The organism is Streptomyces sp. SM18 (assembly GCF_002910775.2).
In the GTDB taxonomy this organism is placed as follows: Bacteria; Actinomycetota; Actinomycetes; order Streptomycetales; family Streptomycetaceae; genus Streptomyces; species Streptomyces halstedii.
In genome coordinates, this window is sequence record NZ_CP029342.1 from 4,249,083 (window position 1) to 4,261,391 (window position 12,309).

Consider the following 12,309-nt stretch of genomic DNA (forward strand, 5'->3'; position numbering starts at 1 on the left):
GTAGAAAAACCGCCGAAAGGTGACAGCCCGGTGACCGAGAAGGCCGACCTTCAGCCCGTCCTCGACCGTGCCGCCGCAGGCGGGAGGATCACCCCGCAGGAGGCGCTCGACCTCTACCGGTCGGCCCCGCTGCACGCGCTGGGCGCGGCCGCCGACGCCGTGCGCCGCCGCCGGTACGCCGGTACGGAGCACATCGCGACGTACATCATCGAACGCAACATCAACTACACCAACGTCTGCGTCACCGCCTGCCGGTTCTGCGCCTTCTACGCCGCGCCGAAGGACACCGCCAAGGGCTGGTCCCGCGACCTCGACGACATCCTGCGCCGCTGCGCGGAGACGGTCGAACTGGGCGGCACGCAGATCATGTTCCAGGGCGGACACCACCCGGACTACGGCGTGGAGTACTACGAGGAGCACTTTTCCGCGATCAAGAAGGCCTTCCCCCAGCTGGTCATCCACTCGCTGGGCGCCTCCGAGATCGAGCACATGGCCCGTATCTCCGGTGTCCCGGCCGAGGAGGCGATCTCCCGGATCCACGCCGCGGGCCTGGACTCCTTCGCCGGTGCCGGTGCCGAGCTGCTGCCGGCCCGGCCGCGCAAGGCCATCGCCCCGCTCAAGGAGAGCGGCGAACGCTGGCTGGAGATCATGGAGATCGCCCACAAGCTGGGTGTCGAGTCCACCTCCACCATGCTGATGGGCACCGGCGAGACCAACGCCGAGCGCATCGAGCACCTGCGGATGATCCGTGACGTGCAGGACCGGACGGGTGGCTTCCGGGCCTTCATCCCGTACACCTACCAGCCGGAGAACAACCACCTCAAGGGCCGGACGCAGGCCACCCTCTTCGAGTACCTGCGGATGATCGCCATCGCCCGGCTCTTCCTCGACAACGTCGCCCACATCCAGGGCTCGTGGCTGACCACCGGCAAGGAGGTCGGCCAGCTCTCCCTGCACTACGGCGCGGACGACCTCGGCTCGATCATGCTGGAGGAGAACGTCGTCTCCTCGGCCGGGGCCAAGCACCGCTCCAACCGGCTGGAGATCATCGACCTGATCCGCAAGGCGGGCCGGGTCCCCGCGCAGCGTGCCACCACCTACGAGCACCTGGTCGTCCACGAGGACCCGGCGCTGGACCCGGTCGACGAGCGGGTGGTCTCGCACATCTCGTCCACCGCCATCGCGGGCGGCACCGCGCACCCCGAGCTGAAGCTCCTCGACGCCAACTGACGCCCCCGTGCTGACGATCCACACCGCCGACGCGGTCCTCGGCGCCCCCGACGGGGCGGACTCCGTGGCCGTGGACGGCGGGCTCGTCGTCGCGGTCGGCCCGTTCGAGCGGGTGTCGGCGGCCTTTCCGGCGGCCCGGGTGCGGCGCTGGTCCGGGCTGATCGGCCGGGGGCTGGTGAACGTCACGGCGCCGGAGCTGCTGGAGGCGGTCTACCACCCCGACCCGCGCGAGGCCGGCACGCTCGGCACCGAACCGCTCTCCGGCGCGGCGCTCGCCCCGCTCGCCATGGACGACGCCCGGTGGGGCGCCAGCGCCCGGCGCGGGCTGCAACGGATGCTGCGGCACGGCACGACCGCCGTCGCCGGGACGTTCACCCGGCCCGCCGTGCGTACGGCGGTGGCCCGTTCGGGCCTGCGCCTCCTGCCACCGGTGGACCGGGACGCCTGGCCGCCGGTCTCCCTCGACCCGCTGGCCGGCCCCGGCGCCCCGGTCGGCCCGCCGGCCGTGGAAGGCCCGGCGGACCTGGCGGTGTTCGACGTACGGGACGCCGGGGAGCTGGCCGCGCGGGGCGCGGGCCGGTGCGTCGCCACCGTGCTCGGCGGGCGCCTCCTGTTCCGCGCGAGCTGATCCCCGGCGGGGCGGGTCTCCGTACGGGCCGGGGGCCGACACGAGCCAGGACCGGCCCCCAGGCCCGGCGCCGCACGGAGGCCGGGCCCCGGGCCGGGTGCCTCACGGCACCGCCGGGCCTCCCAGATAGGTGCCGTCCGCGGTGTACGGCCAGGCGTTGGACACGCAGCCCTTCAGGCCCTTGATCTGCTGCATCATCGCGGGGGCGGGCTTGCCCGGACCGGGGCAGGTCTCGTGGCCGTGGCCCAGCCAGTGGCCGACCTCGTGGTTGATGATCAGTGCCCGGTACTCGGCCGGGGAGCCGTCGAACGTCGGTGAACCCAGTTGCCAGCGGCGGAGGTTGACCATGACGTTCTTCCCGCCGCGGCAGTTCACCTCGCCGCCCGTGTCCAGGTCGTACTGCCCGCACAGCTTGTCGGTGGTGGCCGGGGTCCCGATGCGGATCACCAGCCCGGCGGAGTCGTCGGCGACCTGGCGGAAGCTGCGGGTGCCCTGCTCGTTCCAGCCGCGCGGGTCGTCGAGGATCGCGGCCACGTCCTCGGCGGCGCTGTCCGGGTCCACGCCGATGCCGTCCTCCACCTCGACCCGGTAGGCGAGGCCGCCGCCGGAGGTGGTGACGGCCGCGCGGGCCACCGTGAAGGTGCCGGACCCCTTCTCGGGTACGGAGTCCGGGTCCACCTCCGTCTCGCCGGGTGAGGCCTTGGGGGACGCCGGGGCCTTCGGGCTCGCCGACGCCTTCGGGGGCGGAGGCGACGCGGTGGTCGAGGCGGGGCCGGTGGGCGCCCGGTCGGCGGCGACCGCGTCGTCGTCGTGCTGCCAGGGAGGATCGACCAGGAGGAACGCGGCGGCGGCGACCGCGAAGACCGCCCCGGCGAAGACCGCCCGGCGTCTCCGCCGCTGTTTACGGCGCCGCAGGGACAGCTTCCTCGGCCGCGCGCGCGAGGGACCGCGCCCCCCGGGAGTGGCCCCCTGCCTCCGGCGCGAGCCGGAGGCGCCGCGTATTCGACGTGTGCTTTCACTGTGCATGTTCTGGTGAGTATCCGTGGTGTCGATGTGATCGTCCAAAGTTGATCTGCAACGGGGCGCGCCCTGGGCCGGGACCGGGTGCCCGTCCGCCTCCCGTGCCACCTGACACGGGTCCTCCTCCCGGGCCGGGAGTGGGAGTTGACCGGTCGTCACCGACGCGGACGCGTCCCTCCCCTCGTCCGGGGAGACCGTCGGCGGGCCGGCGCCCGTCCCGTACCGGAAGGCGGCCGGCGCGGGGCGTGCCCCGCGCGCGACGACGGCCGCGCTCCCGTGCGTGACGCGCATCGGCCCCCTCTTCCTCCGGCTCTTCTTCCGGTCCCCGGTGGTTCTCCCCCCTGTATGAGTGGTGTCGGCATCAAAAGGTTGAAGGCCGTTCCACACCGGCGAGGGCGAGAGGGGGGCGGGCTGCTTGAATGGGAGGGTGACCCGAGCATCCCTGGAAAAGCAGCCGCACGAAGTCGCCTCGATGTTCGACGACGTGGCGGCGAACTACGACCTGACCAACGATGTGATCTCCCTCGGGCAGGCAAGGCGCTGGCGCAAGGAGGTCGCCAGGGCGGTGGACGCCCGCCCGGCGCAGAAGATCCTCGACCTCGCGGCCGGTACGGCGACCTCCTCGCAGCCGTTCGCGCGGGCCGGTGCCTATGTGGTGCCCTGCGACTTCTCGATCGGCATGCTGAGGGTCGGCAAGCGGCGCCACCCGTGGATGCCGTTCACGGCGGGCGACGGCACGAAGCTCCCGTTCAAGGACGAGACCTTCGACGCGGTCACCATCTCCTTCGGGCTGCGCAACATCCAGGACACCGACCAGGCACTGCGTGAGCTGTACCGGGTGACGAAGCCCGGCGGACGGGTCGTGATCTGTGAGTTCTCCCAGCCGACCTGGGCGCCGTTCCGCCGGGTCTACACCGAGTACCTGATGCGCGCCCTGCCGCCGGTCGCCCGCACGGTGTGCAGCAACCCGGACGCCTACGTCTACCTCGCCGAGTCGATCCGCGCCTGGCCCGACCAGGCGGGCCTGGCCGGGCTGCTGAAGAAGGCGGGCTGGTCGCGGGTCGCCTGGCGCGACCTCACGGGCGGGGTCGTCGCCCTGCACCGGGGCGTCCGCGCCTGAGACCGGGGCGGCGGCCCGCTCCGCCGCCGCGCCCGGCAGGGCGGGCCCAAAAAGCTGCCCGGACCCGCCCGGTACGGACCCGGGGCCTCAGACCCCGGTCAGAGCTCCAGCCGGAAGCAGTACGCCTCCTGCTGGGACACCGGCGTCGTGTACGTCTCGGCCTGCCGCATGCCGAGCCGCCGGGCGACCGCGATCGAGCGTTCGTTGCGCGCGTTGACCATCGCCACGACCTCCGACACGCCCCTGGCGCGTGCCCGTTCCAGCGTGGTCCGGGCCGCGGCGGTCGCGTAACCGCGCCCCCACGCCGGGCGGGCCAGCCGCCAGCCGATCTCGATCTCGCCGACCGGGCCGAACGACGGGTGCGGCCACGGCTGGGCGCCCGTGAAGCCGAGCACCTGACCGGTGTCGTCCAGCAGGGTCCACAGGCACAGGCCGTGCTCCGCGTCGTGCCGCCGCTGGCGGGCGGTCAGCTCCTCGTAGACCGAGAGCTCCGCCGCCCGGCCGCCGTGGAATTCCATCACTTCCGGGTCGTCGAAGACCCGGTGCCAGGCGAGGGCGTCCTCGTCGGTGGGGACACGAAGGCGGACCAAGGGAGCGGCGGGAGGCGCGAGCGACATCTGGGAGCCCTTCGGAGTCGGAACGGCAAGCCCCCATAGACTGCACGCGACAGGTGCCGCGCGGCACGCGATTTCGAGTCTTCGGGAGATCCGGACGTGACCGAGCAGCCCTTGTCCGAACACAGCGCGGACGTCATCGTCGTCGGTGCGGGCCCCGCCGGCTCCACGACCGCGTACTACCTCGCCAAGTCCGGGCTCGACGTCCTCCTCCTGGAGAAGACCGCCTTCCCCCGGGAGAAGGTGTGCGGCGACGGCCTCACCCCCCGCGCCACCAAGCAGCTCGTCTCCATGGGCATCGACATCTCCGAAGAGGCCGGCTGGCTGCGCAACAAGGGCCTGCGCATCATCGGCGGCGGTGTCCGCCTCCAGCTGGACTGGCCCGAGCTGGCCTCGTACCCGGACTACGGACTGGTCCGCAAGCGCGACGACTTCGACGAGCAGCTGGCCCGGCAGGCGCAGAAGGCCGGCGCCCGCCTCCACGAGCGGTGCAACGTCGGCGCCCCGGTCCTCGACGCCCGTACCGGCCGCATCACCGGCGTGCACGCCAAGCTCGGCGAGGAGAAGACCCCGGTCACCTTCCACGCCCCGCTGGTCGTCGCCGCCGACGGCAACTCCACCCGGCTCTCCCTGGCCATGGGGCTGCACCGCCGCGAGGACCGTCCGATGGGTGTCGCGGTCCGGACGTACTTCACCTCGCCCCGGCACGACGACGACTACCTCGAATCCTGGCTGGAGCTGTGGGACCGGCGCGGCGCCGAGGACCGGCTGCTGCCCGGCTACGGCTGGGTCTTCGGCATGGGCGACGGCACCTCCAACGTCGGCCTCGGCATCCTCAACTCCTCGTCCGCCTTCCGCGAGCTGGACTGGCGCGAGGTGCTGAAGGCCTGGTGCGCCTCGATGCCCGAGGACTGGGGTTTCACCCCCGACAACATGACGACGCCGATCCGGGGCGCCGCGCTGCCCATGGCCTTCAACCGGCAGCCGCACTACACCAAGGGGCTGCTGCTGGTCGGTGACGCGGGCGGCCTGGTCAACCCGTTCAACGGCGAGGGCATCGCGTACGCCATGGAGTCGGGGCAGCTCGCCGCCGACGTCATCACGCAGGCCCAGGCCCGCGCGACGGCGGCCCAGCGCGAACTGGCCCTCCAGCACTACCCGAAGGTCCTCAAGGACACCTACGGCGGTTACTACACGCTGGGCCGCGCCTTCGTGAAGATGATCGGCAACCCCAAGGTCATGAAGATCGCGACCCAGCGGGGCCTGACCCACCCGCTGCTGATGAAGTTCACGCTGAAGATGCTCGCCAACCTGACCGACCCCACGGGCGGCGACGCCATGGACCGTGTCATCAACGGGCTCTCCAAGGTCGCCCCGAAGGCCTGAGCGAAGCGGCCGGGGGCGCCGGCCGACCCTGCGGTAGGTTTGCGGACCATGCGGGCAATGGGGGCGTGGAGCGCCGGCGGCTGCCGTCGGCTGGGTGCGGCGGGCGCGGCGGCGGCCGTCCTGGGCGGCTGGGCGGTCGGAGCTCTGCCGGCCCACGATCCGTGGGGCCTGTGGGTCCCGCACGGCACGGCGGTGCGGGCGGCGGGATACGCGCTGGCCTACGCCGGACTGACCGCGCTCGTCGTCGCCTGGTGGCTGTACGGCAGGGCGGGCGCCGGTGTCCGTCACAGCCTGGTCACCCTGGTCTGGTGGACCGCGCCGTTCGTCCTGGCACCGCCGCTCTACAGCGCCGACGTCTACAGCTATCTCGCCCAGGGCACGATGGTCCTCGAAGGGCACGACGTCTACAGCGTGGGCCCGTCCGTCCTGGACCCCGCGGGGCCGGGCGGCGACGCGGCGGCGAGCGTCGGAGGGCACTGGACCGACACCCCGGCGCCGTACGGCCCGTTCTTCCTGATCCTCGCCCGGGGCACCGCCTGGCTGACCGGCGGCACGATCGTCCCGGGTGTCCTGCTGATGCGGCTCATCGCCCTCGGGGCCCTGGCCCTGATCGCCTGGGCGCTGCTGCGGCTGGCCCGCGAGCACGGCCGCGACGGCGGCGCCGCGCTCTGGCTGGGCGCCTTGAACCCGCTGCTGCTCATGCACGTGGTGGGCGGGCTGCACAACGACGGGCTGATGGCCGGACTCATGCTGGCGGGCGCGGTGTTCGCGCTGCGCGGGAGGTGGGTCACCGGCTCGGCGCTCATCGGGCTCGCCATGATGGTCAAGTCGCCCGCCGCGGTGGCGCTGCTGTTCGTCGGCGTCGTGGTGGGCCGGGCGGCCGCCGGTCCGCTCGTCCGCCGGGTCGCCAAGGGGCTGCTGGGCCCCGGAGCGGTCGCGGGGGCGGTCGTGGTCGCGGTGACGCTGCTGGGCGGCACCGGCTTCGGCTGGCTGGGCACCCAGGGCGTCGCGGGCCGTATCCACACCGCGCTCTCGGCCAGCAGCGACCTGGGACTCGGCCTCGGGGAGCTGGGGCGGCTGCTGTTCGGCACCGACCCGGACCCGGTCAAGTCGGCCGTGCAGAACGCCGGCCTGGCGGCGGCCCTGGTGCTGATCGCCGTGCTGGCCCACCGCTCCGCCACCGGCCGTACGCGGCCGGTCCACGCGCTGGGGCTCGCGCTGGTGGCGCTGGTGGCCCTCTCCCCGATGGTGCAGCCGTGGTACCTGCTGTGGGGCACGGTGGTGCTCGCCGCCACCGCGGGCACGGGCCGGGTCCGCGACACGGTCGCGGTGCTGTCGGCGGCGCTGGTCTACGAGACGCAGCCCTCGGGGTCCACCCCGGTCTACGGGTTCGTGCTGGCCGGGCTCACCTGCGCGCTGGGCGTGCTGCTCGTACGCCGTGGCGCGGCCGGGGAGGGGCGCGGGCCGGCACGGGAGGTCTCCGGGGACGACCGGCCCGGACGCGACGGCCCCACGGCGGCCCGGGACACCACGGCCCCGGACGCGGCAGCCCCGGACGCGACGGCCCGCGCATGACGAAGGCCCGCGCATGACGAAGGGCCGTCACTCCCGAGCGGGGGAGCGACGGCCCGAAGCGGTGCGCGACCGCTTGTGAATCAGAGAACGCGGACCGCGCCCGACGGCGGGTCGTAGTCCAGGGAGCGCTGCACCACACCGGTGCTGGAGTTCTGCGCGCCGACGAACTGGCCGCCGCCCACGTAGACGCCCACGTGGTACGCGCTGCCCGCGCCACCCCAGTACAGGATGTCGCCCGGCTGAAGGTTGCTCAGCGAGACCTGCGTGCCGGCCGTCGACTGGCTCTGCGAGACACGCGGCAGGTCGACGCCCACCGTGCGGAACGCGGCCTGGACGAGCCCGGAGCAGTCCCACGAGTTGGGGCCGGTGCCGCCGGAGACGTACGCGTCGCCGACGTGGGACTGGACGAACGCGACGACAGAGGCCGCGGAGCCCGTGGCGCTGGAGGAGTACGACACCGTCGAGGCGGACGCCGCCGTCGAACCGGAGGAGGAGGACGAGCCGGAGGGGGCGCTGAGCGTGGTGCGCGCGGCGGTACGGGAGGCGCGCTCGGCGGCCTCCGCCTTGGCCTTGGCCTCGGCCTCCGCCTTCTTCTTCGCCTCCGCCTTGCGGACGGCCTCCGCCTTGGCCTTCTTGGCCTTCTTGGCCGCGTCGGTCGCCGCGGCCTCCTCGTTCGCCCGGGTCTCCAGGTCCAGGGCGACCTGCTGCGTCGCCTGGGCGGACGCGGCGACGGTGGTGGAGAGCCCGGCGGTGATGGTGGGCATCTCAAGGGTCTGGGTCACCGGCTCGGCCTGGGCCGGACCGGCGGCACCCGCGACCGCGATGGTGCTGAGGACGCCACCGGCAACTCCTGCCCGCAGGGCCGTCTTCGAGGCACTCTGGCGGGGTTTCCGGTGGCTGGGTATGTGAGCGGTGTGGGACATGGGTACTAGCGCTATCAGGGCTGTAGGGGTCCCATCAAGAAACGTGGGCTGCGACACAGTTGCGTACGGAATCTGTGAATCCGCTTGTCGGGGGCCCTTATTGACGCCGTAAGGGGCATACCGGGCGTTGGTGATCATGGCCGTGATCACGGGTTTTCGGCAATACGCCCGAATTGCCCGCCACTTACCATCCGTTCGCGTGGTTGGCCAAGCCCTCTTTCCGGGGAACCGCTCGGCTTGTGGCGCAGGTCACAGGGTGGTGCGCGCCTAGGAGGCGCCCTCGCGCCCGCGCCCCGAGGGTGTCCGGGTGGGGCGGTCACTTGTCATGGCATGCCCTGTTGGTGAGTCATGTCCGTTTCCCGGGCGGCTCGTCGGCCGCCGTCGCGGGGGCCTGTCCGGAAGCTCGTGAATGCGCGCGCATTGTCCACATCGGTACCCCGGCCCCCCTCGTCCGGGTGGTCGAGGCGTGCGGTCGCTTCATATATCACCCCGCACGCGTCCAGCACCAATTTGCTTGTACCGTCCGTCGATTGATAGAGCGCGACGCCTTTGACCTGCCATGACGCACTCGAATGTCACGTCTCGTGATCACTCGGCCGCTTCGCGTGCGAAGATCACCGCTCATCCGACTTCATGATCGTTCGTCAGGTGGTGGAGATCACAAAGACGTTGGCGCACCCCGTGTCGCAGATCACAGGACGGCGGGCATAGGATGCGGGGCAGTCGGGCTTGTGAACTGCCTCACATGTGCACGATCTTGATGAGGTGGCGAGCCGGTCGCCCGATGCGGTCCAACGGTCAAGGACGACTGGAAGGAGCGAGGAGCGTGAATGCCTACGCGCCCATCCTCGTGCTCGGCGCCCTGGGGGCAGGGTTTGCGATCTTCTCCGTGGTCATGGCCACGCTTATCGGCCCCAAGCGGTACAACCGGGCAAAGCTCGAAGCGTACGAGTGCGGTATCGAACCCACACCCACGCCGGCCGGAGGCGGCCGCTTCCCCATCAAGTACTACCTGACGGCGATGCTGTTCATCGTCTTCGACATCGAGATCGTCTTCCTCTATCCCTGGGCGGTCACCTTCGACGCCCTGGGGATCTTCGGGCTCGTGGAGATGCTGCTCTTCGTGCTCACCGTCTTCGTCGCCTACGCGTATGTGTGGCGCCGGGGCGGCCTGGAATGGGACTGAGGGGCTGAGGGGCACACCATGGGACTCGAAGAGAAGCTGCCGAGCGGCTTCGTTCTGACCACTGTCGAACAGGCCGCCGGGTGGGTGCGGAAGTCCTCCGTCTTCCCCGCCACCTTCGGCCTCGCCTGTTGCGCCATCGAGATGATGACCACCGGGGCCGGGCGCTACGACCTGGCCCGCTTCGGCATGGAGGTCTTCCGCGGCTCGCCGCGGCAGGCGGACCTGATGATCGTCGCGGGGCGGGTGAGCCAGAAGATGGCCCCCGTCCTGAGGCAGGTCTACGACCAGATGCCGAGCCCCAAGTGGGTCATCTCCATGGGGGTTTGCGCGTCATCAGGCGGAATGTTCAACAATTACGCCATTGTTCAGGGTGTTGATCATATTGTCCCGGTCGATATCTATCTGCCCGGATGCCCGCCGCGCCCCGAGATGCTGATGGACGCCATCCTCAAGCTCCACCAGAAGATCCAGGGCACCAAGCTCGGGGTCAACGCGGAGGAGGCCGCCCGCGAGGCGGAGGAGGCGGCCCTCAAGGCGCTCCCCCTGATCGAGATGAAGGGGCTGCTGCGGTGAGCGACGAACTCAACACCAACAGCGGCCAGGTGCCCGCGCCCAACGACCGCTCCGGCGAGGTCATCGGCGTACGCAAGGGCATGTTCGGCGCGAACAACGGCGGCGACACCTCCGGATACGGCGGCCTCGTCCGGAGCGTGACCCTGCCGGGCGCCTCCTCCAGGCCGTACGGCGGCTGGTTCGACGAGGTGGCCGACGAGCTGGAGGGAGCCCTGGAGGAACAGGGCCTGCTGCCCGCCGAGGTCATCACGAAGACCGTCGTCGACCGGGCCGAACTCACCTTCCACATCGCCCGCGAGCACCTGCTCCAGGTCGCCCGCACCCTGCGCGACGACCCCGCCCTGCGCTTCGAGCTCTGCACCGGGGTGAGCGGCGTGCACTACCTGGGGGACACGGGCCGTGAGCTGCACGCGGTCTACCACCTGCGGTCGCTGACCCACGGGCGGCTGATCCGCCTGGAGGTGTCCGCCCCGGACAGCGACCCGCACATCCCGTCCCTGGTCGAGGTCTACCCGACCAACGACTGGCACGAGCGCGAGACCTACGACTTCTTCGGGCTGGTCTTCGACGGGCACCCCGCCCTCACCCGGATCATGATGCCGGACGACTGGCAGGGCTTCCCGCAGCGCAAGGACTACCCACTGGGCGGCATCGCCGTCGAGTACAAGGGCGCCAAGATCCCGGCTCCGGACCAGCGGAGGTCGTACAGCTGATGACCACTCCCCGAGCAACGCCCCGCACCACCACCGAGGGGACCGTGTACACGGTCACCGGCGGCGACTGGGACGAGGTCGTCGAGTCCGCCGCCAAGGCCGACGACGAACGCATCATCGTCAACATGGGTCCCCAGCACCCGTCCACACACGGCGTGCTGCGGCTGATCCTGGAGATCGACGGCGAGACCGTCCAGGAGGCCCGCTGCGGTATCGGCTACCTCCACACCGGTATCGAGAAGAACCTCGAATTCCGCAGCTGGACCCAGGGCACCACCTTCGTCACCCGCATGGACTACCTCACCCCCTTCTTCAACGAGGCGGCCTACTGCCTCGGGGTCGAGAAGCTCCTCGGCATCGAGGACCAGGTCCCCGACCGGGCGACCGTCCTGCGCGTGCTGCTGATGGAGCTCAACCGGATCTCTTCGCACCTGGTGTGCGTCGCCACCGGCGGCATGGAGCTGGGCGCCACGACGATCATGATCTACGGCTTCCGCGACCGTGAACTCGTCCTCGACCTCTTCGAGCTGATCACCGGTCTGCGGATGAACCACGCGTTCATCCGGCCCGGCGGCCTGGCCCAGGACCTCCCGCCCGGCGCGGTGGACCGGATCCGCGAGACGATCGGGACCCTGAAGAAGAACCTGCCGGAGTACGACAAGCTCGCCACCGGCAACCCCATCTTCAAGGCCCGGATGCGCGACGTCGGCTACCTCGACCTGGCCGGCTGCATGGCGCTCGGCGCCACCGGCCCGGTGCTCAGGTCCGCCGGCCTCCCGCACGACCTGCGCAGGACCGACCCGTACTGCGGTTACGAGACGTACGACTTCGAGGTGCCCACCGCGGACACCTGCGACGCCTACGGCCGCTTCCTCATCCGGCTGGAGGAGATGCGGCAGTCGCTCCGGATCGTCGAGCAGTGCCTGGACCGGCTGGAGCCGGGCCCGGTCATGGTCGCCGACAAGAAGATCGCCTGGCCCGCGCAGCTCGCGCTCGGCCCCGACGGTCTCGGCAACTCGCTCGACCACATCAAGAACATCATGGGCACCTCCATGGAGGCCCTGATCCACCACTTCAAGCTGGTGACCGAGGGCTTCCGGGTCCCGGCCGGGCAGACGTACACCGCCATGGAGTCCCCCAAGGGCGAACTGGGCGTGCACGTCGTCTCGGACGGCGGCACCCGCCCCTTCCGGGTCCACTTCCGCGACCCGTCCTTCACCAACCTCCAGGCCATGGCGGCGATGTGCGAGGGCGGCCAGGTGGCCGACGTCATCGTCGCCGTCGCGTCCATCGACCCCGTGATGGGAGGCGTCGACCGGTGACCGCGTCCGAGCGAGAAGT

At 71.3% G+C, this 12,309-nt stretch carries 12 protein-coding genes; 9 read left to right on the plus strand and 3 right to left on the minus strand.

The window, feature by feature from the left end; all coding sequences use genetic code 11:
- The first annotated feature begins 30 nt into the window (after positions 1–30).
- Both mqnC and B9S64_RS19285 read left to right on the plus strand, forming a co-directional pair.
- On the plus strand, positions 31–1,230 hold the full coding sequence (gene mqnC / locus B9S64_RS19280; protein WP_028439347.1) for a cyclic dehypoxanthinyl futalosine synthase: 1,200 nt from the start codon (positions 31–33) through the stop codon (positions 1,228–1,230).
- A gap of 7 nt (positions 1,231–1,237) precedes the next feature.
- Positions 1,238–1,858 carry a hypothetical protein gene (locus tag B9S64_RS19285; RefSeq protein ID WP_103490579.1) on the plus strand — a complete coding sequence of 207 codons (621 nt, stop codon included), beginning with the start codon at positions 1,238–1,240 and terminating at the stop codon, positions 1,856–1,858.
- 102 nt (positions 1,859–1,960) lie between these two features.
- On the opposite strand, the gene B9S64_RS19290 is transcribed toward B9S64_RS19285, so the two are convergent.
- Entirely contained in the window at positions 1,961–2,884 is a 924-nt protein-coding gene (locus B9S64_RS19290) for a DUF3152 domain-containing protein (protein WP_103490580.1), read from the minus strand.
- Between the two features lie 421 nt (positions 2,885–3,305).
- On the opposite strand from B9S64_RS19290, the gene B9S64_RS19295 reads away from it, so the two are divergent.
- Positions 3,306–3,998 (plus strand): demethylmenaquinone methyltransferase, encoded by a 693-nt coding sequence (locus tag B9S64_RS19295; RefSeq protein ID WP_103490581.1) that lies wholly within the window; start codon positions 3,306–3,308, stop codon positions 3,996–3,998.
- A gap of 98 nt (positions 3,999–4,096) precedes the next feature.
- Here B9S64_RS19295 and B9S64_RS19300 read toward each other — a convergent pair whose 3' ends face one another.
- Positions 4,097–4,615: a GNAT family N-acetyltransferase gene (locus tag B9S64_RS19300; protein ID WP_028439342.1), complete on the minus strand. Its 519-nt coding sequence runs from the start codon at positions 4,613–4,615 to the stop codon at positions 4,097–4,099.
- Between the two features lie 96 nt (positions 4,616–4,711).
- Here B9S64_RS19300 and B9S64_RS19305 point away from each other — a divergent pair, with 96 nt between their 5' ends.
- Together B9S64_RS19305 and mptB are read left to right on the plus strand one after the other, a co-directional pair.
- On the plus strand, positions 4,712–5,998 hold the full coding sequence (locus tag B9S64_RS19305) for a geranylgeranyl reductase family protein (RefSeq protein ID WP_103490582.1): 1,287 nt from the start codon (positions 4,712–4,714) through the stop codon (positions 5,996–5,998).
- 48 nt (positions 5,999–6,046) lie between these two features.
- The gene (gene mptB / locus B9S64_RS19310; protein WP_374936060.1) at positions 6,047–7,573 is read left to right on the plus strand and encodes a polyprenol phosphomannose-dependent alpha 1,6 mannosyltransferase MptB; all 1,527 of its coding nucleotides are present in this window, start codon (positions 6,047–6,049) and stop codon (positions 7,571–7,573) included.
- Between the two features lie 80 nt (positions 7,574–7,653).
- On the opposite strand, the gene B9S64_RS19315 is transcribed toward mptB, so the two are convergent.
- Positions 7,654–8,496, minus strand: a complete 843-nt coding sequence (locus B9S64_RS19315; RefSeq protein ID WP_103490584.1) for a C40 family peptidase — start codon at positions 8,494–8,496, stop codon at positions 7,654–7,656.
- A gap of 826 nt (positions 8,497–9,322) precedes the next feature.
- Here B9S64_RS19315 and B9S64_RS19320 point away from each other — a divergent pair.
- From B9S64_RS19320 to B9S64_RS19335, 4 genes are read left to right on the plus strand one after another with little or no spacing between them, the layout of a single operon-like run.
- Positions 9,323–9,682: an NADH-quinone oxidoreductase subunit A gene (locus tag B9S64_RS19320; protein WP_003992243.1), complete on the plus strand. Its 360-nt coding sequence runs from the start codon at positions 9,323–9,325 to the stop codon at positions 9,680–9,682.
- A gap of 18 nt (positions 9,683–9,700) precedes the next feature.
- Positions 9,701–10,255 carry an NADH-quinone oxidoreductase subunit B family protein gene (locus B9S64_RS19325; protein ID WP_028439338.1) on the plus strand — a complete coding sequence of 185 codons (555 nt, stop codon included), beginning with the start codon at positions 9,701–9,703 and terminating at the stop codon, positions 10,253–10,255.
- On the plus strand, positions 10,252–10,968 hold the full coding sequence (locus B9S64_RS19330; RefSeq protein WP_103490585.1) for an NADH-quinone oxidoreductase subunit C: 717 nt from the start codon (positions 10,252–10,254) through the stop codon (positions 10,966–10,968). The genes B9S64_RS19325 and B9S64_RS19330 overlap by 4 nt, the downstream gene beginning before the upstream one ends.
- Positions 10,968–12,290 carry an NADH-quinone oxidoreductase subunit D gene (locus tag B9S64_RS19335; protein WP_103490586.1) on the plus strand — a complete coding sequence of 441 codons (1,323 nt, stop codon included), beginning with the start codon at positions 10,968–10,970 and terminating at the stop codon, positions 12,288–12,290. Before B9S64_RS19330 ends, B9S64_RS19335 begins: the two co-directional genes overlap by 1 nt.
- The last annotated feature ends 19 nt before the right edge of the window (positions 12,291–12,309 follow it).